The sequence below is a fragment of the Methylacidimicrobium sp. B4 genome, assembly GCF_017310545.1.
GTDB lineage: Bacteria > Verrucomicrobiota > Verrucomicrobiia > Methylacidiphilales > Methylacidiphilaceae > Methylacidimicrobium.
In genome coordinates, this window is record NZ_CP066203.1 from 130,717 (window position 1) to 156,102 (window position 25,386).

Annotated in this window: 19 protein-coding genes, 1 tRNA gene and 1 riboswitch; of the genes, 10 read left to right on the top strand and 10 right to left on the bottom strand. The window is 63.0% G+C overall.

Annotation, left to right across the window (positions count from 1 at the left end; genetic code table 11):
* Window positions 1–11 precede the first annotated feature (11 nt).
* The 3 genes from MacB4_RS00560 (at window position 12) to MacB4_RS00570 (ending at window position 5,091) form a co-directional block, all read left to right on the top strand.
* Window positions 12–3,125, top strand: a complete 3,114-nt coding sequence (locus MacB4_RS00560) for a DUF748 domain-containing protein (protein WP_206863964.1) — start codon at window positions 12–14, stop codon at window positions 3,123–3,125.
* A 144-nt stretch (window positions 3,126–3,269) separates the two neighbouring features.
* Window positions 3,270–3,659 (top strand): hypothetical protein, encoded by a 390-nt coding sequence (locus tag MacB4_RS00565; protein ID WP_206863965.1) that lies wholly within the window; start codon window positions 3,270–3,272, stop codon window positions 3,657–3,659.
* Between the two features lie 592 nt (window positions 3,660–4,251).
* Entirely contained in the window at window positions 4,252–5,091 is an 840-nt protein-coding gene (locus tag MacB4_RS00570; protein ID WP_206863966.1) for a methane monooxygenase/ammonia monooxygenase subunit C, read from the top strand.
* A 25-nt stretch (window positions 5,092–5,116) separates the two neighbouring features.
* Here the strand turns inward: MacB4_RS00570 and MacB4_RS00575 are convergent, their stop codons facing one another.
* The 3 genes from MacB4_RS00575 to MacB4_RS00585 all read right to left on the bottom strand — a co-directional run bounded on the left by MacB4_RS00575 (window position 5,117) and on the right by MacB4_RS00585 (window position 7,401).
* Entirely contained in the window at window positions 5,117–6,154 is a 1,038-nt protein-coding gene (locus MacB4_RS00575; protein WP_206863967.1) for an aminoglycoside phosphotransferase family protein, read from the bottom strand.
* 3 nt (window positions 6,155–6,157) lie between these two features.
* Window positions 6,158–7,111, bottom strand: a complete 954-nt coding sequence (locus MacB4_RS00580; RefSeq protein WP_206863968.1) for a sugar phosphate nucleotidyltransferase — start codon at window positions 7,109–7,111, stop codon at window positions 6,158–6,160.
* A gap of 217 nt (window positions 7,112–7,328) precedes the next feature.
* A tRNA-Arg gene (locus MacB4_RS00585) sits at window positions 7,329–7,401 on the bottom strand.
* Between the two features lie 164 nt (window positions 7,402–7,565).
* Here MacB4_RS00585 and MacB4_RS00590 point away from each other — a divergent pair.
* Window positions 7,566–8,903: a hypothetical protein gene (locus tag MacB4_RS00590; protein WP_206863969.1), complete on the top strand. Its 1,338-nt coding sequence runs from the start codon at window positions 7,566–7,568 to the stop codon at window positions 8,901–8,903.
* Window positions 8,904–9,004: 101 nt separating this feature from the next.
* Here the strand turns inward: MacB4_RS00590 and MacB4_RS00595 are convergent, their stop codons facing one another.
* Together MacB4_RS00595 and MacB4_RS00600 are read right to left on the bottom strand one after the other, a co-directional pair.
* Window positions 9,005–9,736, bottom strand: coding sequence for a methyltransferase domain-containing protein (locus tag MacB4_RS00595; protein WP_206863970.1), 732 nt, complete (start codon window positions 9,734–9,736; stop codon window positions 9,005–9,007).
* Window positions 9,733–10,887 carry a hypothetical protein gene (locus tag MacB4_RS00600; protein WP_206863971.1) on the bottom strand — a complete coding sequence of 385 codons (1,155 nt, stop codon included), beginning with the start codon at window positions 10,885–10,887 and terminating at the stop codon, window positions 9,733–9,735. Before MacB4_RS00600 ends, MacB4_RS00595 begins: the two co-directional genes overlap by 4 nt.
* A 126-nt stretch (window positions 10,888–11,013) precedes the next feature.
* Here MacB4_RS00600 and MacB4_RS00605 point away from each other — a divergent pair, with 126 nt between their 5' ends.
* The gene (locus MacB4_RS00605) at window positions 11,014–12,084 is read left to right on the top strand and encodes a hypothetical protein (protein WP_242529261.1); all 1,071 of its coding nucleotides are present in this window, start codon (window positions 11,014–11,016) and stop codon (window positions 12,082–12,084) included.
* 25 nt (window positions 12,085–12,109) lie between these two features.
* On the opposite strand, the gene MacB4_RS00610 is transcribed toward MacB4_RS00605, so the two are convergent.
* Genes MacB4_RS00610 through MacB4_RS00620 form a run of 3 tightly spaced genes read right to left on the bottom strand, consistent with a single transcriptional unit; the run spans window position 12,110 to window position 14,205 of the window.
* Entirely contained in the window at window positions 12,110–12,658 is a 549-nt protein-coding gene (locus MacB4_RS00610) for a TPM domain-containing protein (protein ID WP_206863972.1), read from the bottom strand.
* On the bottom strand, window positions 12,659–13,576 hold the full coding sequence (locus MacB4_RS00615; RefSeq protein ID WP_206863973.1) for a YgcG family protein: 918 nt from the start codon (window positions 13,574–13,576) through the stop codon (window positions 12,659–12,661).
* The gene (locus MacB4_RS00620; protein WP_206864883.1) at window positions 13,576–14,205 is read right to left on the bottom strand and encodes a LemA family protein; all 630 of its coding nucleotides are present in this window, start codon (window positions 14,203–14,205) and stop codon (window positions 13,576–13,578) included. The genes MacB4_RS00615 and MacB4_RS00620 overlap by 1 nt, the downstream gene beginning before the upstream one ends.
* A gap of 310 nt (window positions 14,206–14,515) precedes the next feature.
* On the opposite strand from MacB4_RS00620, the gene MacB4_RS00625 reads away from it, so the two are divergent.
* Both MacB4_RS00625 and MacB4_RS00630 read left to right on the top strand, forming a co-directional pair.
* Window positions 14,516–15,583 (top strand): class 1 fructose-bisphosphatase, encoded by a 1,068-nt coding sequence (locus tag MacB4_RS00625; RefSeq protein ID WP_206863974.1) that lies wholly within the window; start codon window positions 14,516–14,518, stop codon window positions 15,581–15,583.
* A 15-nt stretch (window positions 15,584–15,598) separates the two neighbouring features.
* The gene (locus MacB4_RS00630; protein WP_206863975.1) at window positions 15,599–16,474 is read left to right on the top strand and encodes a phosphoribulokinase; all 876 of its coding nucleotides are present in this window, start codon (window positions 15,599–15,601) and stop codon (window positions 16,472–16,474) included.
* Window positions 16,475–16,541: 67 nt separating this feature from the next.
* Here the strand turns inward: MacB4_RS00630 and acpA are convergent, their stop codons facing one another.
* On the bottom strand, window positions 16,542–17,942 hold the full coding sequence (gene acpA, locus MacB4_RS00635) for an acid phosphatase (RefSeq protein WP_242529262.1): 1,401 nt from the start codon (window positions 17,940–17,942) through the stop codon (window positions 16,542–16,544).
* 37 nt (window positions 17,943–17,979) lie between these two features.
* Entirely contained in the window at window positions 17,980–20,304 is a 2,325-nt protein-coding gene (locus tag MacB4_RS00640) for a TonB-dependent receptor domain-containing protein (protein ID WP_206863976.1), read from the bottom strand.
* A gap of 1,210 nt (window positions 20,305–21,514) precedes the next feature.
* Here MacB4_RS00640 and MacB4_RS00645 point away from each other — a divergent pair.
* The 3 genes from MacB4_RS00645 to MacB4_RS00655 all read left to right on the top strand — a co-directional run bounded on the left by MacB4_RS00645 (window position 21,515) and on the right by MacB4_RS00655 (window position 25,336).
* Window positions 21,515–21,907 carry a DUF302 domain-containing protein gene (locus tag MacB4_RS00645; protein WP_206863977.1) on the top strand — a complete coding sequence of 131 codons (393 nt, stop codon included), beginning with the start codon at window positions 21,515–21,517 and terminating at the stop codon, window positions 21,905–21,907.
* 275 nt (window positions 21,908–22,182) lie between these two features.
* Window positions 22,183–22,253: riboswitch (Fluoride riboswitch) on the top strand.
* Between the two features lie 117 nt (window positions 22,254–22,370).
* Window positions 22,371–23,972 carry an MFS transporter gene (locus tag MacB4_RS00650; RefSeq protein WP_206863978.1) on the top strand — a complete coding sequence of 534 codons (1,602 nt, stop codon included), beginning with the start codon at window positions 22,371–22,373 and terminating at the stop codon, window positions 23,970–23,972.
* A complete protein-coding gene (locus tag MacB4_RS00655; RefSeq protein WP_242529263.1) occupies window positions 23,969–25,336 on the top strand; it encodes an HlyD family efflux transporter periplasmic adaptor subunit in 1,368 nt (455 codons plus the stop codon). Before MacB4_RS00650 ends, MacB4_RS00655 begins: the two co-directional genes overlap by 4 nt.
* The last annotated feature ends 50 nt before the right edge of the window (window positions 25,337–25,386 follow it).

Sequence of the window (25,386 nt, forward strand, 5' to 3'; positions counted from 1 at the left end):
AATCTTAACACATGAGATCGTGGCCAATGCGATTCCATGCCCTTGCCCGGTACCGTCTCCCCCTGCTGGTCCTGATCGCGGGGATGATCGCGGCACCTCTCCTTCTGGTCTCCGTTCTCTCCCACTTCATTAGCAGCGAAACCCTCCGCGCGTACTTGGAACGGCAGATGAACAGCCGGCTCAAGGAGTACACGGTCCGCGTCGGCCGGGCCTATCTGCATCCTTTTTCCTTTTCTCTCGATGTGGACGAGCTGCTCCTGATGCAGAATAGCCATCCGTATCCCCCAGTCGCCCATCTCCGGCGGATCCATGCGAGCGTCCACTGGTATGAGCTCTGGAGAGGGAAGCTCGTGGCGAATTTCCGTTTCGAGCATCCGGCCATCCACATCGATGTGAACAACATCGAGGAGGAGAGGCGCAGCAAGGTCCCTTTCGGAAAGAAGGGGTGGCAGGATGCGATCCAGTCGATCTATCCCCTCAAGATCAACTTGCTCACGATCCGGGAGGGCGAGATCACCTACGTGAACGTCAAGCCTTACCCGCCACTGCACGCCTATGGGATCAACCTCTCGGCCAGCAACATCCGGAACCTTGAGGATGCGGCCCAGCTCTATCCCTCTCCGGTGCATGGCGAAGGCCTCATCTTCGATCATGGAAAATTCTCCGTGGATGGCCGGGTCAATTTCCTGCAGCAGCCCTTTGCCGGCTTTCAAGGCCGCTTCGCGCTCACGAACATCGACCTGGTCTATTTCAACCCCTTGCTGATCGACCAGAATCTCGTGGTTCGGAAGAACGGCTTCCTCTATGCCAAGGGAACCTGGGAGAACGCGCCCCGGAAGACGAACCTCGACATCGAGGAGCTTCTGCTCCAGCGGATCGGGATCGACTATCTCAACCTGCCCGAAAGGGTCGTCGTGGAGCGGGAGAGGGTCAAACGGGCGATGAGCACGGCTGCCCGATTGCGGAACAAGGCGGAAACCCAGATCCGGGTGCGCAAGGTCGAAATCGAGGATGCTGCCTTCGGATACGAGGACAAGGCCTTCCAGCCGACTGTCCGTCTCTACGTCGAGCATGCGCGCCTCTTGCTCCGCAACCTCAGCAATCAGTATGGAGATCCCCCCGGCTCCTTCGTCTTCGATGGCAAGTTCATGGGTCAGGCCGGGATCTCCGTTCACGGCGACTACGGGTTGGAAAGCAACCGGCTGAAGGGGGAGATCGACCTCCAGAGGGTCTCCTTGTCCCACTTCCTCCCCTACCTGGCAAAGGAGCGGAATCTCCGGATTCACGGAGGAGTTGTCTCCCTTGCCGGGAATCTCGATTCTGCGCCGCGCTCTTCCCTTTTCGACGTCAAGCAGGCAGAGATCGACGACCTCAATGTCGAATATCTCCACCTTCCGGAGACGGCCCAACGGGAGAAGGAGGAGGTCGACCGGGTGCGGCAGAGCTCCAGGAACCTCACCAACAACTCGAAGAAGAAGATCAGGATCGAATCGGCGAATATCCGGGGTGCCCGCTTTGCCTATGAGGACAGGGTAGCCAAGCCGGGCTTCCGCTTCTTCATCGATCAGGCGAATCTTTCCTTGAAAAACGTCAGCAACCAGTTCGCAGACGGTCCCGGCTCCTTCGGGCTCGACGGGAAGCTCATGGGCGAGGCGGGGATCGCGATCCACGGGGACTACTGGATGGAAACGAGCCGTGTGACGGGCGGAATCCGCCTGGAGGGCGTCTCGCTTTCCTATTTCACGCCTTTTTTGGAAAAGGAGCAGAACTTCCAGGTGCGCAGCGGGGTCGTCTCCCTGGCCGGGAAGCTGGACTACTCCCCGCGCTTTTCCGATCTCGACATCCAGCAGGCCGAGATCGCCGGGCTTAAGATCGACTATGTCCACCGGCGGGAAACCGCGAAGGAGGAAAGGGAGAAGGCGGAGAAGGCGCTGAAAAGCTCCAAAAGCCTGGTCAATCATCCCGCGAAGAAGGTGAAGATCGAATCTGCGGAGATCAAGGACGCCTGCTTTGGCTACGAAGACAAGGAGGCGCGTCCGAGCTTCCGGCTCTCCCTTGACCATGCGAGCCTTTCCCTCCGGAACATCAGCAACCAGTTCGCGGACGGCCCCGGTGCCGTCCGGCTGGACGGAACGTTCCTGGGCACCGGAAAGATCAATCTCGAAGGATCGTACCGGCTGGAAAAGAGCCTGCTGCGGTCGAAGTTCGCGCTCGAGGAGATTTCGCTAATCCCCCTGACCCCGCTCCTCGCGCGCGATCCGAATCTCCAGGTGCGGAAAGGGATCGTTTCGGCCAGAGGCAGCCTCGACTGCTCCGCTCGCAAGAGCGACCTGGTGGTCCATCTCGCGGAAATCCAGGGTCTGCGCGTCGACTATGTGCACGCCCCCTCCACGGCCATAAAGGAGAAGGAGAAGTTCCGCAAGGCCGTCCGATCGGCGCAGCGGGAGAGCAACCGCTCGGACCAGAAGCTCAAGATCGATCTCCTGAAGCTGGACGATTGCGTCTTCGCTTACACCAACCGGACGACCGATCCTCCCTACGAGCTCTTCCTTTCCGGCGCGCACGGGGCGCTCGTCAATCTCAGCAACCAGCGGGCCGATGGATTCTCCCACCTCGATCTCCAGGGGCAGTTCATGGGCACTGGAGAAACCGACATCCACGGCACCTTCCTCTCGGAGACGCACCGCCCCGATCTCGATCTGCGGATCGCCATCGAGCGGACGCAGATGGCGGCGATGAGCGATCTTTTCAAGAGCTACGGGAAGTTCGACGTGAAATCGGGCCTCTTCTCCTTCTACTCAGAGCTGAAGATCCGGGGCACGGAAATGGAAGGATATGCCAAGCCATTCTTGAAGGATATGGAGGTTTACGAAAAGGACCCGGCGAAGCGGCGTGATCTCGGCCACTGGATTTACATCCAGGCGGTGAGCGGCGTCAGCAAGGTGTTGAAAAACAGGCACAGGGAGGTAGCCACCAGAACGCGCATCTCTGGATCCTTGTCGAATCCAGAGGTCGATCTCATGGAGGTGATCGGAAACCTGATCCGAAATGCGCTGATCGAAGCGATCGCCCCGGGATTCGAGGGGAGGGAAGGGGGGAGCCGGGTGGCTTCTTCCGGCAGGTAAGGCTCCCTCGCTCGTCAAGGGCGGGCGCGGTTGCCAGAGCCCGCCCGAGCATTCTCCCGACGATCGAATGGGATCACTTCGCGGCCGTGATCCTGTGGATTCCGAGCTTGACCTCCAACGGCTTTCTCTTTTCCATAAGCCAGGATGCAACCCAGGCTCGGCCATGCGATTGCGATCGCGGTGATCTGGCTCTCCCTCTCCGCGTCCGCATGGGCTTCCAAAGCCTACTGGTACGAGATCCGCGTGACCCAGGCTCAGAACAAGGGTCCGGTCGTCAAGCGGATCGGCCCCGAGTACGACGAGGAGGCCGGCATCCCGATCTACCTGCGAGGCACGCCCGCTCGCTACCATATCCTGGGAGCCATCTACATCGACGAGACCCGGCTCATTGATTCGACCTGGCGTCCCGTCGAAAGAGTGGCCGTCAAGCATGGGGCCCGCGGGGTGATTCTCTTCACCAAGCAAGAGAAGAAGCGCTATTCCCGCGTATCGGGAGACCTCTCCGACCAACTCTGGGTCTGGTGCTATCGATAAGGCCCGGCCTTCCCATATTCCCAACAGGAAGGCGATCCGCACCGTGCAGGCTCCTTTTGCAGCTATGCGGGTCCAATTCCTTTTGGCCTTCTTTCCTCCATTCCATAACGGGTGCGCGGGAAACGACCCGGCTTTCCATCGGAGCGGCATGAGGAGATTCGGCGAGGAGCCAAAAGCGAGCGAGCGCGAGGCAGCAAGGTCGATGGAGAACGCAGCAGGAGAAAGCCTTCGACAAATGACAGCTCGGAAGAATGAGGGTATCATTCCATTCTGAGTGCAACGACTGCTCCGAATGCTAACGCTTCTCTCACTTTCTGCACGCCCGCAGATGCGTATCTTGTGAGTTATCGAAAATAGCATCTGTCTCTGTATCACGTACTTGTAGTGTAGCTCCCGCAACGAACGTTCCCGGAGCGGCAAAACTTTCCCGTTGTTCGCTCGCTGCTCGGCCGTTACGGTTACTGTCGAAAACCCGATCGGCGAATGCCGGACGGTCTTTCAGCCGACATCCCGGCAGGATGACGGCTTTGTATGAGAATTCAGGCATGTGAGGAATGAGAACGTGCAGTGAGATGAGGGAGGAATCACCGATATGGAAGAAACTCAAGTAACGACCGCGGCGGTCGCGCGCCCGCCCGCCTCCGCCTTTTCCTGGAAACGTGCGGGGATCGCCATCGGGGCGCTGATCGCCTTTGATCTGTTGATCAATGTCTATGAAAGGCTCTACGCCTTCTCGAAGGGTCTGGATTACTCCTCTCCGGAATATGGCTCCTACTGGATGGCCATGCTCCTCGCGGAGCTGGTCCTCGAGATGATCACCGCGGGGGCGCTCTGGGGCTGGCTCTGGAAGAGCCGGGACCGCGCGCTCGACCGGCTCACCCCGGCAGAGGAGCTCAAGAGGTATTGGGCATTGGGGCTCTTCTTGCTGACCTATGCCTGCGCGGCCTATGCGGGCGGGAGCTACTTCACCGAGCAGGGCGCTGCCTGGCACCAGACGGTGATCCGGGATACCGACTTCACGCCGACGAACATCGTCGCGTTCTACCTCAGCTATCCGATCTACATCCTCTTCGGAGTCGGCTCGCTGATCTACGCCATGACCCGGTTGCCTCAGTTTGCCACGGCAATGTCCTTGCCCTTGACAGTGCTGGTGGGGAGCCCGCTCATGAACTTCCCGAACGTGGCCATGAATGAGTTCGGCCATACCCGCTGGTTCGTGGAGGAGCTCTTCGTGGCCCCGCAGCATTGGGGATTTGTCGTCTTCGGCTGGGGCACGCTGGCGATCCTCGGGACCTGGCTGCAGATCTGCCCGCGGCTCATGGCGCTGATCCAGCATCTCTACTCTGGAAAGCCGCTTCCGAGCGCGGCCGAGACGATGAAGGACCCACAAGGCTCCGTCCATCCCATTGCGCGGGCGGCTCGAACGATCTGATCCGAAAAAGGAGAGAGCGCCACGGTCAAGCGGGGCGAGAAGCCTCTCGTCCCCGCTTCCGCGTCTCCTGCCGCAATGCGGCGAGGGAAAGCTCGACCTGCGCCAAGAGCGGCTCCAGCCCGGGGATTCTCTGGAGCACCTCGGCGAGCAGTCGCAAGGCCACGGGAATGTAGCGGAGAAACTTCTCCTTTTTCTTGACCAGTCCAAGATAGCCATAGGCCCCCAGGGCCTGCATCAGCCGCTGGAGGGCTGCCCAATCGAATGCCTCTCCGAGATCTTCTGGGGGAGTCAGGGAGGCCTCCCGCCACAGAGACCCATAATAGCTCCGGAGCTCCTCTCTCTGCTCCGCGTGGAGAGCGACATAGGGGTCGTAGAGGAGGGAAGCCAAATCGTAGGAAGCCAGCCCGAGGCGCATTCCCTGGAAATCGATGAGATAGGCTTGCCCAGCCCGGATCAAAACGTTCTGCGACTGGAAATCGCGATGGATCAGATGGCGAGGGAACGCAGCGAGGCGCTCGGCGATCCAGGTGAGCCGCGGAAGGGCTGAGAGGCGAGCCAGCGGACTGGCCTCCAGGTGGAGGAAGCGCCCCAGGCAGTTCGCAAAGAAGTAGCCCTGTTCCCAAGCGTAGAGATCCCGGGTGAATGGGGGCTCCGTCCGGAGCCCTCCGAGGCCCCCGTCGCCCCGGGCGTGGAGCGCAAAGATCTCCCGCAAGGCCGAGCGATAAAGGGGGCCCAGCTCCTGCCAAGGCGCGTTGCGATAGCTCCAGAGATCCGCGTCCCCCAGATCCTCGATCCAGAGAAGACCGCGAAGCGGATCCTGCCCGTAAATCCGGGGAGAGCGAACTCCGAGGGAGTGGAGAAAATTCCCCAGGGGACCGTACCGGGCGTTTTCGGGTCGGCTCTCTCCATAGCGGACGAGAATGAGCGACCAGTCCGGCTCCATCCGAATCCGGTAAAAGCTCCGATCCGACCCCCCCTTTTCGAGCTTCGTGATCGAGGTTTGGCCCAGCTCGTACTGCGGAAAGCGGCGGGCGGTTTCCGCCAGAAGCTGATCGAGAAGCATGGGCTAAAGATCTGCGTCCGCCAGGTTCCCCTTGGCAAGACGGGAGTTGCGGATGACGCAGCGTTCGAGCACGCTGCCCGGAGCGACCTCCGCGTCTTCCCAAAGAATTGAGTCGCGCAGGAGCGCCCCGCTCCCGATGCGGCATCGCGGTCCGATCGCCGTCGCTCCTTCGAGGACCGCATCGGGCGCCACCCGAGCTGTCGGGTCGATCCAGCAGAGGGGCTTCCACCCTCCCGGGTTCCGGTGCAATTCACCGTGAGCCGAGAGATAGGCCTCGCGCGTTCCGAGGTCGAACCAGCGCCCTTGGTCGAGGAGGATTCCTCCGATCCTGCCGGATTGGCGAATCACCTCGAGGAGAACGGGAATCAGCGAGACCGGGCCGCCTCGAGGAATCCAGGGGAGAAAGGAGGGGGAGAGGACCGCGATCCCCGTGTAAAGGCAAAGGGGCACATCCTCCCTGCCGCATCGCCCGTGGATGTCGACCACCTTCCGTTTCACTGGATCGTAGCCGACGTGCAGGGCGGGACCGGCGGAACGGAGGACGAGCGTGGCCAGGTCGTCGCCCGCCAGATGCTGCTCGACCGCCTTCTCGATCGGCAGGTCGGTGAGAACGTCTCCGTTATGGATCAGGAAGGGCCGATCGCCAAAGAGCTCGCCTACGTTCCGGACCCCCCCGCCCGTGTCGAGCAAGATGGGCTCATGGCTCCATCGGATGCGTCGTCCCCGGTAGGCTCCCTCGGGGAAGGCCTTCGCGTAGCTCTCGGGCCGGTGATGGGTGTTGACGACGAATCCCCCGATCCCCACCTCGATCAGACGATCGAAGGCGAAGGTGAGCAGCGGCTTGTTTGCGATCGGGATCAGCGGCTTGGGGCGCTCGTCGCTGAGAGGTCGCAGCCGCGTGCCGAGCCCGGCCCCCAGCACGAAGGCATCGGCCGCAAGACGAGGAAACGAGGACATGACAGAGCGCTCACCGGCCCCTTTGGGGGCAGGGCGATCTTCCCGAGATCGCTTGCGGGCAAACCCTACCCGACTGGCCGCGGAGCCTCAATCCGAATCGCCCGGGATCCTATCCCGCACTTGCCATTGCGGCTGCGCGTTCGCGGGAAGGTTCTTGGAGCATGAGCTCCCCGCACTCGGGTGGGGAAGGAAAGTCGCGGCCGGGGCAGCCGGTGATCGCACCCGGCAGGATTCGAACCTGCGACCAACGGATTAGAAATCCGCTGCTCTATCCCCTGAGCTACGGGTGCCGGTGGAGGGGGCCGCTGGCACGGACCTCCGCGCAAGAAGAGAAGGGATTTTTTCGGTCTTGGCAAGAACGGCCACGTTTTTTGTAAAGAAGGAGCAAAAAAGCATCGGGCCGAAGCGGCGGGTTGGCTATGCTTCCCAACGGAAGGCAATCCGACGGAGCCGTATGGGCATCTCCCAAGAGCGCTGGTTGCGATGGCTCCGGATCACGGGCCTGGTTCTCCTTGCCGCTCTCCTGGCTGGGGCGGGGGCGGGTGTTTTCTGGGCAAACCGGTTCGTACGGGGCAGGGGATTCGCCGATTATGCGGCCAAGCTCATGGAGAGGGCGACCGGCTGCCAGGGAACCTTCGAGCCTTTTTCCTTCTCCGGCTTCGGGCTCACGACCAAGGGGTACGAAGGAAAGGGCGGGCCGGGTTCCCGCTTCGCCTCGATCGAGGCCAAGAGCATCGGGATCGGGATCGACCCCTTTTCTCTGCTGCACCTTTCCTTGGAAGTGCGCCGAGTTTCGATCGTGAGGCTCAAGGTGATGGTGCAGAAGGCCTCGAGCCAGGGTGCGGCGACGACGGCCAGCTTGCCGATTCCGGGTGGAGGGGAGGGACGGAGCCCGCTGCCCCGCCGGTTTCGGATTTCCCTGCTCAGCGTTGGATGGTCGGTGGAGCTCGGGGGCGGCGGAATCGTGGAGGGGATTGATCTCCGTGGAGAGGAGAGCGAGGAAGGCTGGGGCCTCCGGGCCCGGGGCGGGCGCGTTCGGGTGTCGGGGCTTCCGGACCTGGCACTTTCGGAAGCGCACGGACTTCTGGAGGGAAAGACGCTTCGCCTGGAAGCGGCGGAGTTGCACCCCAAGAATGCGCCCGCCGCGCTGGTCGCGGGGACGGGAAAGGTGGGGCTCTCCCCTTCGGAGCCGACCGATCTATCCTGGCAGGTCCGGGCTCTGCCCACCCAGATCGTTCTTCCCAGCCCGTGGAAGCAGCGGGTGGGTGGGGAGATTCGCGGCTTTGGCAAGGTCCTGGCCAAAGACGGAGAGGCGTATGAGGTGAAAGGGGATCTCTTCCTCGATCCGGGTTCCCTTCACGACATTCCCTTTCTCTTGGCGCTCGACGCCGTCTTGCGGGTGCGGACGCTGCGGGATTTGCCCTTGAACCGCGCGCAGTGCCATGTCGAGGGGAAGGGCGATTGGATGCGCATTTCCGACATCGACATTCAATCAGGGGATACGATGACAATGAACGGCTGGGCCGAGGTTGAGGGGAAGCGGGTGTCTGGTGCGTTGAACGTAGGGCTCCGCTCCGATCTGGCTCGACTGATTCCCCAGGTCAATGCCGGGCTCTTTCAACTGGGCGCGGGGGGCTATTTCTGGACGACGGTGCGGCTGTCGGGGACCACCGACCACATCCAGGAGGATCTGACGCCCAGGATCGATTGGGCTCTCAGGAAGAGCTTGCCGATGCAGATCGAGCGAAAGGGGCAGCAGCTCCTCCGGGGCGTGGTGCCCAGGGTTCCTTAAGCGGAAGCATCCGGCGCGGCACGCGCCGCTCCAGAGCTTTCGGTCGGCTTCCTTTGCGGCAGGGGAAGGGAAGAAGAGGAAGATCGAACAATCCCGGCGGCCTATGCCTTCTTGCGCCAGAGGGTGGCCTCGGGGAGGCACCACTGGAACTTTCGGGGATGCTCGCGGAGGACGAGCGGCAGATCCCATCGGCGCAAGAGGGTAAAATAGGGTTCGAGAAGAGCGGCGACCCGTTCGGAGCCCGGAAGGAGCCAATGCGGGCGCGGCGTGTATTCCGGGAGCCAGGTGAAGGGAGAGGTGAGGAGGAATTGTCCGCCGGGACGGACGAGGGAAGAGCACCGTCGGAGGAGGGCCGCGGGATCGGGAACCCGATCGAGGAGGTTGGCGGCCAGGAGGAGATCGACGGGATCGCCACAAGGGGCCGAAAGGGCGTCGCCGACCTCAAAGGCGATGCGCTCCGGGCGGACCCCGGGCGGACGGGAGAAGAGCCATTCTTCGGTCCGGTCGCCTTCGAGGGGAACCGCAGAGCGGAGGAAGCCGTCCGTTTGCAGGAGGCGGGCGGCTTGGATGAAGGCTTCGGAGCGGTCGAGCCCGACGACGCGGCGGCAGCGCCGGGAGAGCTCGAAGCAGGACCGCCCGACGGAGCAGCCGAGCTCCAGCGCATGGGGATCGGGGGGAAGTTCTTCCCACCGGAAGCCTTCCCGGACGCAACGGACGGGGAAGTCGGCCAGCACCTGGAAGGCCTCGCTTGGCAACTGCCAGCCCGGCGGGCCGTAGTGGAGGACCAGGTACTGGGCCAGGGCCGGCCCCGTCTCGTAGAAGGCCACGCTCATCCCGTGCGGCCCAGCAGCTCGCGGAAGTAGGGGCCCAGCCGGTACTCCTCGAGGAGGATCTGGGTCTCTCCGTCTCGTTCCATCCGCACCTGGGGAACTTCAATGTCTGGAGTCCTGAAGGGAGCGAAGAGGATGTCGTCGTGGGTCGCATTCCGGGGATGGCGGAAGCCCGAGGGTCCCAACGGGCCCCCGAGGTGGTCGGAGCGTCCGGTTGCGATGTGAAAGGTGCCGAGGATCTTCTCGTCCTGGATGTCGGGTCCCGCGGGCGGAAGCTCCTGGGTGCCGAAGCCGAGCTCCCCCACCTCTCCCGTAGCGGGGTCCTCGGCTAGGCGACGGTTGTAGAGGTCGACCCGGATGGGATCGCCGCGGAGGAGTTGCGCCTCCCGGGCTCGTCCGCCACTGACTTGGACGATCGCCGTGGTCCCATCCTCCCAGCGATGGGGGAACGCACCTTCGGCGCCGGTAGGGACAAAGTAGACCTCCCCCGCCGGCAGGTTGACGATATCGGGCTTCTCCCCACGGCAGAGCCCGTGGCTCTTCTGTGCCTCGACCCCGCGGGTTTCCAGGGCTAGCGAGAGGGGAGCGCCCTCGATCCGGAAGTCGATGCGGATCCGATCGGCGCCCGAGAGACCGGAACGGAGGATCTCCGCCTGTCGGCTCACCTCCTCGTAGTCGACCGAAAGGCCGCTGGCCACAATCGTCCGGTTGAGCCCGTGCAGGGTCGCCCCGCGGAAGCCGAATGCCTTCGCCTTGGCGGTGAGCGGGGCGGTTGCCGAGAAGCGGGAGAAGCAGAGGAAGAGGTCGAAGCGGGGATAGAGGTCTCGGTCGAAGAGGAGCCGATTCCCGAAGGGATCGAAGGCTTCGGAGGGGAGATCCAGGTTGCTTCCGCCAGTCTCCCCATAGGCGAAGAGGTCCCCTCCGACCAGCCCGAGCTCGTCCCGGACGCCCCTCTGGAGCCCTTCGAAAAAGACCTCGTAGGCGAGCCGTTGCACCGAAGCGCTCGGGTCGTTCCGGAAGGCGTAGCCCCGAACCCTGCGAGGGTCCGGAAGGTCGATGAGAAGGGCGATCCGCTCCCCCCGGCGTGGGGCAAAGACGGTCCGAAGGAGGCGCGAGAGGTCGAAGGGGGGGAAAGGCGGCAGATCCGAGTGCATGGCTCCAGTAAAGGACAGCAGCGGGTCTCCCGGCAAGAAGAGGTTTCTCCAGGGAAGAAGGGAGCGGAAGGGAGCGAGAAGCTGGAAGAAGCCGGGCGGAGTGTTAAGATGGGGAGGAGCAGGCCAATGAAAGCGCAGGTGTTTCTTCTGATCCCCTTCGACATGGGGCTCGAGCTCGACTTCCGGGAGCCGGAGACCAAGGGTCTCATGAAGCAGTTCGCCCGGCCGCGGACCGAGCCCGTCTCCTTTCGGGGGACGCCTCTGGCCGAAGGCGATGCGGTGGCCCGGATCTACAACTTCGGGGTGGGCATCCTCCAGCTCTCCTTCTTTGTCCAGGGTGACTTGAATTTCTACGCGAGCCTGGCTTCCCGGATCGACCTGCTCCGGCTCGGGGCGGCTCCGATCGCCGATTGGGCGCGAACGACCGTGGGCGAGGTGCTCGCGGAGGCGAAGCAGTTTGCCACCTACCAGTATGAGTTCCGCCTGGACGAGATCCAGGTGTTCCCGGTCCTCTCCCTGGAGCCGGGAGTGGTCGGCGATGCGGAAGCCTTTCTCCGGGAGAACCTCAAGACCTTGTACGGGATGGTTTCGGGGGAGCCGAGCTATGACATCCTCTCCTCGTTCGTTCTCGACCAGGAGAAGCTGGTCAACTTCGGCTACTACGAGAACGAGCTCATCCTCATCAAGCGGTTTGGAGCCGTTGTCTCTTCCCTGGAGGCGGGAACGATCCTCGATATGATCCGGCTCGCCTATGCGCTCTACTGGAACCTCCGATCATACAACTCCCTCCTCGACCGGGAGATCGGGCGCGCCCGGGCGCTGGTCGCCCATCTCCCCCCTTGGCACAAGTTCTGGGTGATGCCCCGCTGGTATGAGCGCTTCTCGAGCGAGGCGATGGACTTCGTTCGCGACAAGCTGGCGATCGTCGAGTCGATCTATCAGGTGTTCGGCAATGTCCTGCGGATCGACTCGGATTGGCATCTGCGGACGATCCACCGCTATGTGGAGCAGGTCTTCGACATCGGCGATCTTTCGAAGGCGGTCAATGCGAAGCTCGACCGGATCGAGCAGTGCTACAGCTCGGCGCAGGATTTCATCTCCACCAACTTCTTCATCGCCGTGGAGATCCTCCTCATGCTCTCGTTCGCCTGGATGGTTCTCGACACGGCCTTGCTCTTCGTGATCGCTCACAAGTGAGCGAGGCGGTGCCGGAGATCCCGCGTCAGCTTCCCCCTTCACCCTCAGAAACGGGATTGCCCCGGTCGAGGACGGTTGGCGAATCCGGAAGCTCGCTCCTCTTTCCTTCTCGGGCGGGAAAGTGGCGGCTCAGGTGGTTCCCTACCAGCTGAATGGCCTCGAGGCTTCCTTCGAGGAAGCGGCCCTTCCCGAACTCCGCTTGCATGCGGGAGCAGATCGTCTTCCACTCTGCCTCTCCGACGGCCTGGTGGATCGCCCGATCGGCTACGATCTCAATGCTCCGGTCAGGCACCAGGACGTAGAGGAGAACCCCATTGTTCCGTTCCGTGTCCCAGACGCCGAGCTGCGCGAAGAGCTCGCAGGCCCGCTCGCGGGCGGTCATCCCACGGAGAAGCCGGCGCCAATCGAGCGCATGCTCGATCACGAAGCAGATCTCGCCATCATAGCGCCGTTCCGCTTGGGCGATGGCCGCCTCGATGCGCTCAAGCGTCCCCGGGGGGAAAGGCCGGGCGGCAAAGCGTGAGCCCGCGCGCCAGTGGCGGAAGAAACGGCGGGCGGCTTCGGATCCGTTCATCTACCACCTCCCGGAGGCGCCACCGCCTCCGAATTGCCCGCCCTGGCCTCCACGGAAGCCGCCCGAATCACCGCCGAATCCTCCCCAACCACCCCAGCCCGAGAAATTCCGACCCTCGCGCCAGGCGACCGGGCCGCCGCGGCCGGAAAGGAATCCGGCAAGGAAGAGCGCAGCTCCGGCGGCGAGCAGTCCGACGAGGAGTCCGATCCAGAACCCTCCCAGGAGCGCCCATCCCGTCAGGAGCCCGAGGCCGCCCGCAAGTGCAGCACCGAGGAAGGGGCCGAAGAGGCTGCTGACGACCATCACGAGCACAAAGAGCCCGCCGAGAATGGGGCCGCGATCGGCGCCCTCGGCCGATTTGGGTGCTGCCTTGGGAATCGCCTTGAGCGGCGGAAGGGGCTCTCCTGAGATCTTGGCGAGGACGGCGTCAAGCCCGACCGAGATCCCGGAAAAGAAGAGGCCTTTCTTGAAGAAGGGCAGGATCCGGTCCTCGATGATCCGTTTGGCTGCCGCATCGGGGATCACTCCTTCCAATCCATAGCCGACTTCCAGGCGGACCACCCGCTCCTCGGTCACGATCAGGAGGAGAACCCCATCGTCGATTCCCTTGCGGCCGAGCTTCCACTGTTCCACGACCCGGATGCCGTAGCTCTCGGCCGATTCGGGCCGGGTCGTCGGGACGATAAGCACGGCCACCTGGCTCCCCTTCTGCTGAGCGAAAAGGCGCAGCTTCCGGTCGAGGGAGGCTCGCTCCCGGCCGGAGAGGAGGCGGGCCTGGTCGACGACGTAGCTCTGGAACGGGGGAATCGCCGCCGCTTCGGGCTCCTCGGTTTCCACCTGGGCCCACAGCAGGCTGCCGCCCAACCAGAGAAGGGCAAACAGCGGCCAGCGAATCGACCCGAAGGGAAACGCTCTCATCACGGAGAGGAAGCGCCCGGAGAGGGCCCCGGGAAATGGATGGGAGGGGGTTCGGAGATCTGCGCTTCGTTTTCGACCGAGAAGGTCGGCTTGACGGGATAGTGGAAGAGCAGAGCGGTCAGGCTCGTGGGAAAGGTGCGGATCAGCGTGTTATAGGCTTGGACCGCCTGGATGTAGCGGCGGCGCGCCACGGCAATCCGGTTCTCGGTGCCTTCGAGCTGGGCCTGCAGGTCGCGGAAGAGGGTATCGGCCTTCAGCTGCGGATAGTTTTCGGCCACCGCCAGGAGGCGGCCCAAAGCCGAGCCGAGCTCGCCTTGCGCGGCGGCAAAGTGCTGCATCGCCTCCTCGTTTTGCAAGAGCTCCGGCGTTACCGCAAGCGAGCCCACGCGGGAACGAGCCTCGGTGACCCGAGTGAGCACCTCCTTTTCGTGGACGGCGTATCCCTCGACGACCGAAACCAGGTTGGGAACGAGGTCAGCCCTCCGCTTGTACTGGTTGACGACTTCCGCCCAAGCCGCCTTGACCTTCTCGTCCTCCGACTGAACCTGGTTGTATCCGCAGCCGGTCAGGAGGAGGGGAAGGGCAAGAAGAAGCCAGGCGAGCTGGCGAGTCCCGAACGTCGCCCTCATCAAGGAGGCCGCCGCACCGAGCGGAAGCGAAAGCCATTGCCCGAAGTTCATGATGCCGCTAGTCGTAATCCGAGCGGGGGGGGAGAAGCAAGCCATCCGGACGCGCCGCCAGGGGTTGGAGTGGGGTCTCGAGAGCGTCTCGCCCCCGGGCGAGAAAGGCGCTTGTCCAGAGAAGCAAAAGCCTGCTTACTCAGCGCAGAGCGTTTTCTCGGAAAGTGAAGGTAGTAAAGCTTGCGTCTGTGGGGAGAATGCGATTTACGATGGAAACGATTGCCGCCCATCGGGGGCGGCACGGAAGGAAGGAGAAGCGATGCCCTATCATCGGGCCACATTGAGTACGTTCTTAATCGACGAGCGGCGAAGAACACCGAGCTTCGATCCGGAGCTCGCGGGGTTGATCAAGGATGTGGAGGTCGCCTGCAAATATATTGCCTCGGCGGTCTCGCGCGGCAGGCTGGTTGAGGAGAAGGCCAGCACGAAGGTCAATATCCAGGGCGAGGAGCAGAAGCCCCTCGACGTGATCGCCAACGAGATGGTCCTCCAGACCTGCGACTCGACCGAGCAGCTCCTGGGCGTGGTCTCCGAGGAGATGGAGAACCCTTACCCGATCCAAAGGGGCCGCAACGGACGCTATCTGCTGGTCTACGACCCTTTGGACGGCTCGTCCAATCTCGATTTGAATGTGACCGTCGGCTCGATCTTCTCAGTCTTGCGCGCTCCGGAAGGAGCCCAGGAGCTCAAGCCCGAGCATTTCCTGCAACCGGGGATCTCCCAGGTTGCGGCGGGCTTCACTCTCTACGGTCCGAGCGTCATGCTGGTCCTGACCCTGGGACGGGGTGTTCATGGATTTACGCTCGATCGAGAGGTTGGAACCTTCATCCTGACGCATCCCGACATGCGGATTCCGGAGGAGACGCGGGAGTTTGCGATCAATGCCTCCAACGAGCGCTTCTGGGAAGCTCCGGTCCGCCATTACGTGGAGGAGTGCAAGCAAGGCAAGAGCGGACCGCGCGGCGTGGATTTTAACATGCGCTGGATCGCTTCCATGGTGGCCGAGGTCTACCGGATCCTGATTCGTGGCGGGCTCTTCATGTATCCCCGCGACACCAAGGATCCAAGCAAGGGGGGCCGGCTGCGGCTCTTGTACGAGGCCAATCCGATGAGCCTGATCGTCGAGCAGGCCGGAGGGGCTTCGTGGACGGGGCGGGAGAGGATCCTCGAGGTCAAGCCGACCGCGCTCCACCAGCGGATCCCGGTGATTCTGGGATCGCGCAGCGAAGTGGAACGCCTCGTGAGCTACCACCATGCCTACGACCAGGGCGAGGAGCTCTCGTTCAAGTCCCCGCTCTTTGCCAATCGGTCGATCTTTCACAGCTAACCGAGGATTCATCGCATGTCCGCAAAGCATCCTGTCGTCGCCGTCACGGGTTCGTCGGGGGCCGGCACCACGACCGTCAAGACCGCCTTTCAGCACATCTTCCGCCGGGAAGGGATCAACGCCTGGGTGGTCGAGGGGGACGCCTTTCATCGCTACAACCGTGTCGAGATGAAGGCCCGGATGGAGGAGATGGAGAAGAAGGGCAACCGCCATTTCAGCCATTTCGGACCGGAGGCCAACCTCTTCGAAGAGCTGGAAAAGCTCTTTCAGAGCTACGGGGAGACCGGCAGCGGCAAGGTGCGCAGGTACCTGCACAACGAGGAGGAAGCCGCCCCCTACCACCTCGAGCCGGGCACCTTTACGCCGTGGGAGGAGATTCCGGAAGGGACGGATCTCCTCTTTTACGAGGGGCTTCATGGCGCCGTCGTCACCGACAAGGTCGACGTGGCGCGGTATGCCGACCTCCTGATTGGCGTCGTGCCGATCATCAACCTCGAATGGATCCAGAAAATTCACCGGGACAAGAAGGAGAGGGGCTACTCTCAGGAAGCGATCGTCCATACGATCCTTCGGCGCATGCCAGATTACGTCCACTACATCTGCCCGCAGTTCTCTCACACCCATGTCAACTTCCAGCGGGTGCCGACGGTGGATACCTCGAACCCGTTCATTGCGCGGGATATCCCTTCTCCCGATGAGAGCATTCTGGTGATCCGCTTCCGGAATCCGAAGGAGATCGACTTCTCCTATCTCCTTTCGATGCTCCACGGCTCGTTCATGTCCCGACCGAACACGATCGCCTGCCCCGGGGGGAAGATGCCCTTGGCGATGCAGTTGATCTTTACCCCGATGATCTGGAAGCTGATGCACCGCAAGAAGCAGACGCACTAAAGGCGTTCCCGGGGAGGAACGGGCGGAAAACTCGATCCGTCCGGTTGCCGCTGCGGAGCGCGTCGGGCTACCTCTTCGTCCAGTCGAGCGCTTCGGCCAGGTTGGCCGCCGCCGCGTCCCGATCGGAGAGCGGCTTGAGCTGGAAGCGCCATTCGAGCAGGCGAAGGAACGAGAGCGTTTCGTAGGTCTGGTGGTCGACCGCCCCTTTCCGTGCGTAGGGGGAGATCAGGATCGCCGGTACCCGGGGCCCCGGACCCCACCGGTCTCCCGCCGGTGGGGCGACATGGTCCCAGAAGCCGCCATATTCGTCGTAGGTCAGGAGAATCACGCACCGGGACCAGTAGCGGGAGTCCTGGATCGCCCGAATGAGTGAAAGCACGTGGCGCTCTCCCTCTTCCACATTGGAATACCCCGGGTGCTCGTTCTCTTTCCCCAGGGGCTTTACGAAGCAGACCGAGGGAAGGGTGCCCTTTTTTAAATCACCGAGCAGATCGGCTTCGTCCTTGAGATGAAGCTTCCCCTCCGGGCTCTCCGGGCTGTATCGGGCGAAATAGGCGAAAGGCTGATGGTGGAAGCGAAAGGAGGGTGCGGGGTGTCCTGCGACCGCGTCCCGCCACCCCCCCGAATACCAGGCCCAGGAGACACCGGCTTCGGTGAGCCTCTCTCCGATGGTCGGTGCGGTGAGGGGTGGGAGAAGATGGTCCTGGGGGGTCTTGACGCTATGAGGCGCTTGGGCTCCTTGGACCGACCCCACGATATAGCCATCGGGTGTCAGCTTGCCGTCCTTGTGTAGCTCCACCAGGCGGCCCGATCCGTCCAAGACCGGATCGGCGACCCATTCACTGGGAGGGTTGCCGGGCCAGCGGGGCGTCTGGCAGGAGACCAGCCAGATGTGATTGAGAAAGGAGGAGCCGAAGGCGCTCTGGAAGAAATGGTCGAGCACCGTGTACTCCCGGGCGAGGGGAAAGAGGGGGAGCCGGCGGGTCTCATAATAGCCCATGGGAAGCGCTCCGGTGGCTCCCCAGGCGACATACTGGTTGCTTGCTCCTCCCGCGATCTGGAGCTGGCAGGGATAGAACGAATGGGTCGGGTCCGGGGTGAGCTCGCGCAGCGAAACGTAGGAGAGGAGCGGGAAGGGGCGGTTGGGAAGGTTCTGCGGGAATCGCGGGTCGGGATGCTTCTCCTTGTCGTCGCGGACCGGAGGGAGCTGCTTGTAGGGGACCCCCGACCGATCGAGCTGGACCGCCGCCTCCCCAGCCTGGGTGATGCCATCAGCACCGGGAAACCCTCCCAGGAGGTTGTCGAAGCTATGGTTTTCCTGAAAGATGAGGAGGATGTGATCGATCGGTGCCTTGGAGGGAGGCGGCAGGGCGGCCCCGGCGGCCATGCCGTGGAGAAGCGGAAGGGCCATGCCCAGGGCGAGAAGGCCGCGGGAGAAGAAGCGCACACCGAGCTTTGGGGAGATCACGGGTCTATTTCGCTCCTTGCTAGGAATTTCGGCTGCTTTAGAAGCTTGCCCCGATGCTTCCATAGATCGTGAAGGGAGCTCCGGGATAGCCGAGCAGGTAGCCCGCTTGATAGGCGGTGGGGACGTTGGGGTTGCCCGCCGTCCCGTAATAGCCGCCGCTGGTGATATATTCGTAGCCGTTGTAGCGGAGGTCGGTGATGTTCAGGAGGGTGAGGTTGAAGTTGAGCACCCGTTCCCGCTCGAAGAGGCGCATCGGAACGGCCGCGTTGATCGAGGCGTTGAGGGTGTAGTATTGGGGCATCGTCTGGTTGCTGGGCGCCCCTGTGTTGTTATTGAAGACATACTGCTCCCCGTTGAAGATGAACCAGAGGCTTGTGCGGATCGCGACCTTGCCGACCTGCTGGGTCTGGTAGATTCCGCCCGAGAGCATGACGCTCGGCACGTAGGGGACGTGGCGGCCGTCATAGGAAACCTGCTGCGGGGTCCCGGGGCTGACAACGTAGCTTTCATAGACCGCGTTTTCTACGGCACCGTTCACAAAGAGGTGAAAGGTGTCGATCGGGTTATCGTCCAGGAAGAAGTCTGCCCCCTGGTAGATGGAGGTGCCCAGGCCGGTGATCGAATTGCCGACGAAGTTGACCGTGTTGATCGCCTGCTCGGCGAAGCGTAGCCAGAAGTAGTTGGCGCCGAAAAGGAGGTTGTTGAGCCCGGGCAGCTTTTCGAAGTGGGTCTTCGCTCCTGCGATGCCATACTGGGCGAGCGAAAGGCCGTAATAGGAGGCCGGAATCGCCTGAAAGAGTCCCCCTCCGCCTCCGACGGTATCGGTTTCGTAGGTTTCTGAGTAGCTGCCGTAAAGGGCGAGCCAGCGGGTGACCTCCAGGTTGAGCAGGATGGAGGGCTCGATGCCGCCAAGGTTCCGCGTGGCGTTTGGCAACTTGCCCTGATTTTGTCCCGGGTTGAATTGATACGCCAAGGGGAACTGCTCCTGGGCGTTCATCGAGTAGGCGGTGTGGAAGACGTCGTAGCGGATGCTCGGGACGATCTGGAGCGCCTTGATCGGCTCAATCGTGTCCTGGAGATAGACCGCGATATCGGTCTGATCCCAGTAGTCGTTCCGGTATTTGCTGTTCGGAGTGAGCTCTCCGCCTGGAATCGACGTCCCGGGCAGGAAGTAGTTCGGATTGTAGAACGCGTTGCGGCTGTTGTAGGTGGACGAGATGTAGTAGCCGCCGACATCGACCGTGTTGTAGGGAAGGATCTTGGTCAATCCGATCTGGTCGCCAAAGTCCCCTTCGGACGGATTATTGTATTCGTAGGCATTGTTGACATTCTCAAAGAAGTTGTAATAACGACTATGAATACGCTGAGAGGCATTATAGAATAACATGTTGTGGAGCGTGGTCTTCTTGTCGTCGTCGAGATAGATGTTCTGCTTGGCATACGCGATCTGCGTCGACTGGCTGTCGTTTTTGCGCCAGGTATCGTAACCGAGGTTGCTGTAGTAGCCGCTGGTCGCCTGGCTGTAGGGGGTGCCGGGGATCGGCACGCCCGTGGCACTCTGTCCGTTGAGCGTCACGTAGGGGTTGGCGTTAACCGGGAGAATGGTGGGTCGGTAGCCGCCCGCGTCGGCATACCAGGCTCCGAAGCTGATGTCGCCGTGGTCGAAGTTCTTGATGGTCTTTCCGTAGACGGCATACTGGTAGCTGGGGCTGCGGAATCCATCGGGCGACATCCGGAAGTTGTTTCCGTCGCCCACCCCGCCCGAGATCACCGTCGACCAGCCATGGATGTCTCCGGTCCGGTAGTCGGCGGTGAGGAGCTTCTGGTTGAAGCTTCCGTAGGTCATGTTGATATCGGCCCCCGCATGCTCGGTCGGCTGGATCGGCGTGAATTCGACCTGTCCGCCGACGTTGTCATACCAGCGGCCGGCCGCCGTTCCCGGGCCGTAGGTGACCGCGGTGCTCGAGATCATCGCCATGATCGGGACCGACGGCGACTGCCAGAGGCCCGTGGAGACGTTGTTCATCGGCACCCCGTCGAGGGTCATCATGATCGAGGCCCCACCCGTGTACCCCCCGAAGCCGCCCCAGCCGTTCCCGATGCCGTTGATCGAGACGGTGTACTTGGTGGCACCCGTGTTTCCGTAGCCATTGACGTTGACACCCGGAGAGAACTGGAGCACCTGAGCCGCGCCCGCGACCGGCCCGGCGGCGGCGGCCATGTTCTTGTCGATCACCCGGGTCGTCGTCCCTGAGCGGAAGATCTCCTCCTGGGTCGGAGCCTGAGTGGCTCCCGGAACCAGGTCGGTAGGAGGAGAGAGGAGGGGGTTGTCGGGATCGGCCATCACGTTGGTCGTCGGCATCTGGATGGCCCCGTCCTTGCTGCTTGGGATCGTTGCTGCGGGGTCATCCCCGGCGTTGGCGCTCGCCCTAGGCGAGTTGGAGGCGAGGAGGGGTTGGACATCGGCAAGATCGGATCCGGAAGCGCGAGAGCCGTATACGGACGAGGGCCCGGAGGCGGGCTCTTCGGACGAGGCTGCATCCCAGGACGAGGGTCCTCCGGCCAAGGCGCTCGATCCGGAAGCCCCGTCCGCCAGGGGGTCGGCCACTGGTGGGATTTCGGATGCGCAAACCCCGATCTGCGGCAGGCTGACCAGTACGCTAAATAGCAGAAGGCGAGAAATGAGGGAAGAAAGCCGATGTCGAAAACCGACCGGCCGAATCAGTAAGCAACGGCTAAGATATGACATGCTTCTCTCCTCTGCATAGATCTCTACACGGTCCTATCAACCCCGAGCCTCATCGTGGAAATGACTAAAGTGGCCGCGACGATAGCTAGCGAAGTGGATGCGGCCAACAAAAAACTATGTTACAATTAGGTGACAATCATGTGCCAACTAGATGGCAGGTATATTACGCTTGTGCGACAACTATGCGTCATTTGTGTGGCGATTGTGTGTACGAGCTGTTACAGAATTGTGACATGACCTGCCAGAGGTCGTGTGATCACTCGGCACAAGAATGCGGCGACGCCGGAGATCGGCGCAGCGATCCTGGTGGCCTTCGGAAGGCGACCGTCGCTTCCTTCACGCGCTAGCGAAGCCGGCGGTCGTGAAGCTTCCCTCCATCCCCGCTCCGGACGGCGAGGAGCTCACCGATCGCCTCTTTTGCCAAGAAGCGGAGGGTGCTCGATTCGCCCGGCGAAGCATCGATTCCCGTCCGTATCTCTTTGCGAATTGAGCGGGAAAGCGGAGAGATCGGACCTGTCGGACCTGGAATGCTCAAATCCCGGTTCGAGCATGGCGAACGTGCTGGATGGCGTCCCTCACTGCCAGCCAGGACGCTGCACGCTCTGGTTGAAGCCAGCTTCCGACGGGGGAAGAGGCGATTGCGCCGCAAAAGCCAATCGGAAGTCTTGCCAACAGGAAGGGGAATGCGCACGAGGCTCGCCAGGATCGGTCTTGCGCTTGCTTCCGAAAGCGGGGAGGATACTGTCATAACAAGCGGGTCGCGGGGCCGATGGCCCCTCTGGTGAAGTGGGGATCGGCGTGGACCAACACAAGGAGCGATGGGATGAAGAACAGTTATGGCTTCGGCAAGGAAGTGTCTAGCACGTTTGAAGAGACGGTGCCCAAGGTCGTGGAGGCGCTGAGCCGGGAGGGCTTCGGAATCCTGAGCGACATCGATGTGGCCGCCACGTTGAAGAAACGCCTCGGAAAGGAGATGCCGCCCTACCGGATTCTGGGAGCCTGTAATCCCGCCCTGGCGCACCAAGTGCTCGAGATGGAGCCGACCGTGGGGCTGCTCATGCCATGCAATGCGGTCGTCCGGCAAGATAGCGCGGGCAAGGTCCATGTCGAGTTGATGGATCCCGAAGTCATGTCGATGATGTTGCCTCAGCCGGAAGTCAAGCCTCTGGCTGCGGATGCCAAGGCGCGGCTGCAGCGGGTGCTCGACTCCCTCTAGCCTGCGCATTTCCCGCAAAGTTCGCATCGCAGACGGAAGCTTGGAGAACTGCAGGACGGCCTGCGCTTGGAGGCGGGGAGCTTCAGGTAGTTCCAGGCCCGGAGTCGGCGGATCGGGGAAGGCGTCGGCTTTTTGCCCTCGGGAAACCGCTCCTCCTCCGCTGCGGGAATGGGGAGGCTGCTCTGCCGTAACCCTGCGCTCGCAGCGGATTTCCACGCCATTTCGATAAACTTTTGGGAAAGCCTTGACATCGCCCCAGGAGTATCGCTATGTGCGTTCCGCCGGGCGATGGGGCTCGCCCAGATAAGACCGCTCGCAGACCCGAGCTGATAGCTCCTACGTTTGGTTCCAGAAGGCGATAGCCTTTTTGGAGAGGGAACGGGAGCATGGCGGGAAACGATGCGCGGTCGGTAGAGGGGCGGTCGCTCCAACAGGTGGGGCGGGGGAGCCGCGGAGGCTTCCCGTGAGCCCCGCCGATGGCTCCCCGTTCGGGAATCCGCCCGGGCGATTCGGCCGGCTTCACCTCGTGCTCGTCGGTGCCAGCCTCTTTTCCCTGCTCAACACCGGGGCCTTCACCGGGATCATTCCCTATTGCGTGGCCGAGCTGGGCCAGCACCAGAGCCATGGGGCCTGGATGAACGGGGAGTTCTTCGCGGCCCAGGCGCTCGGGATGCTGCTGGCAAATCCGTTGGCGCAGCGGATTGGCACCCTCCGGCTCTTCCTCTGGGCGGGCTGGGCCGCGGCGATGGGGGCCTTTCTCTGCGCTGCAGCACCCGGCTTCGTCCTCTTCCTGCTGGCCAGGATCGTGCTCGGGGCGGGAGGAGGAGTGCTGATCCTTCTCGCTCAGGTGCTCCTCCTGGAAGAGTACCGACCCAGCCTTCGGCCTCTCGCCCCGGTGCTCTGGGCCGTAGTTGCCATCGTCCCCTTTGTGCTCGGCCCGCTCCTCGGTGGCTGGCTCGAGGAGGGTTGGGGGAGGGAAGGGGTCGGCTGGCGTCTCTGGTTCCTGCTCGACGGACTGGTCCTCCTGCTCTGCCCCTTAGGGGCCCGGAAGCTGCTGGCTCCCCGGCCGCCCGATCGCTTGGGAAGCCCGTTCGACTGGGTCGGCTTCGGCCTGCTGGCGATCGCGCTCTTCGCATTTCAGACCGCCATCGACATGGGCGACGACTACGACTGGTACAACTCATCCCTCCTGGATGGCCTGATGGGGCTCGCATTCTTGAGCTTGCTTGCGTTTCTCGGCTGGGAGCTCCATGTCCGGGAGCCGCTGGTGCGCATCACCCTCTTCCTGCGGCCGGCGTTCGCCGTGGGCATGATCTGCCTCTGCGGAGGCTTCCTGCTCTTTTACGGGCTCTGGAGCCTGCTTCTGGTGCGCCTCCAATCGGTGTGGGGGTATAGCGCATGGCTCGGCGGCCTGGTCATGCTCTCTCTTGCGGTGGGGGCCCTCCCGTTCTCGCTCCTGAGCGCCCGCGTCGTTGCCTGGGGCCGGAATCGGCTGCTGCTCTTCGGAAGCCTCTTGCTCTTTGCGGGGTTTGCGCTCTGGACGAGCTACTATGAGATCCACCGCAAACGGAACCTCTGGCTCGAATTCGTGGGGCCGCAACTGATCGAGGGGATCGGCCTGGGGCTTTTCCTGGCGCCGGCGACGAATTTTCTCTGTCGCGGCCTTTCTCCCAAAAACCAGGCGATGGCGATCGAGCTCGCGGGGAGCTTCCGCGTCGCGGCCCAGGGGTGGGCGAGCCTGCTCCTGGGAACGATCCTCTACCGCCAAGCCGCCTTTCACAAGAGGCGGCTGGTCGAGTGGATGCCCTCCTCGCATCCGCTCCTCGACCAACTGCGCGTTCGCCTGCGGGACGAGGGGATCGGGTGGGATCTCGGCCTGCGGCTTCTCGACCGGGAAGCCTTGGCGCACGCTCAGGTCCTCGCGTTCGAGGATCTCTTCCGGGTCGCCGCTTGGGGGTTCTTCATTCTGGCGGTCCTGGCTCTCCTCTGCCCGAGCCCTCCCTCTGCCCAGGGAGCTGGTCTCGGTCCGGATGAGCGCCCGAGGGGTGGGAGGGAAGGCCCGTGAGAAACGAGGAGTGGGAAGGGCGGGTTCCTGAGCCCGAAGCGGATTACAGAGATGGTTCCTCGGAGCCCCGGGATCTGCGCGCCCGGGCTCCGCGGGCGCTGCGGCTGGGGCGGAAAATCTGGGGGCGCCTGGTCCGTTCGCTCGGGGGCGGGAGCAGGGCGGAAGGGGGAGCGCCCTCCTGGAGAGGAGTGGGCCGACGTTTCGCCTTTGGGCTGATTCTCTTCGCCCTGCTCTTCTGGGTGGTTTTCCTCCGGGGCTGGGTCGTGACCAACGACGCCTACGTGACCGGGAACGTGGCCCCCGTGAAGTCCCAGGTTTCCGGCACGGTGGTCGAGGTCTGCGTCGAGAGCACGGAACGGGTGGAAAAAGGGCAGACGCTGGTCCGGCTCGACGGCCTCAAGGCCTGGGTGGCCCTGCGCAAGGCGGAGGCCGACCTCGCGGCTGCGGTGCGCCGGGTCGAGAACCTCTTTAGCCAGGTCAGCCGGTTGCGGCACCGGATCGAGGAGGAGAAGGCGGCGCTGGGTCGCAACCGCTACGACTTGGGTCTCTACCGGGGCGGAACCGCCTCCGGTGTGATCGCCGAGCAGCAGTCGGTCGACGCGCAGTGGAAGGTGCGGGAGTCGGAGCAGACGATCGCGGCGCTCGAAGCGGAGCTGCGCGGGAGCGAGGCGCTCGTCCAGGGGACGACCGTGGAGACTAACCCGATCGTCCTCCAGGCGGCGCAGGCTGTCCGTGACGCCTGGCTCGACTGGTACCGCCGCAATATTCCCTCTCCGGTCGCCGGATACGTGGCGCGGCGGACCGTCCAGCCGGGCGACCAGATCACTCCCGAAAAGCTGCTCATGACCGTCGTGCCGCTCGACTACTTCTGGGTGGTCGCCAACTTCCGGGAAAGGGAGCTCGGGCGGATGCGTCCCGGCCAGCCGGTCGTGCTCAAGTCCGATCTCTACGGGTGGGGCGTGCGGTATCATGGAGTCGTCGAGGGGCTCGAGCCGGGATCGGGCAGCGTCTTTTCCCTGCTCCCGCCCGACAACGCGACCGGCAACTATGTCCATATCGTCGAGCGCGTTCCTGTCCGCATTCGGCTCGATCCGAAGGAGCTCGAGCGCCATCCACTGGTTCTCGGTCTCTCCATGGTGACCTATGTCCGTCTCACCAGCGAAGACCGGTCGATCCGGTCGCCGATCACCCAGATCCCCGTGAAGGCCTGGGAGGCCGACTATCGCTCGCGGATCTATCTTCGGGAGCTCGCCGCGATTCAAGGGAGGATCCGGAAGATCGTTGAGGAAAACCGGAACCGGAGCGGAGACGCTCCGGAGGCTCTGCGGAGCCCGCCCTCGGCCGGAAGGAGGGGTTCGCCGTGAGAAGCGCGGAGGGAGAACGACTGGATTCGGGCTTGTGGAGGCTTCGGTTT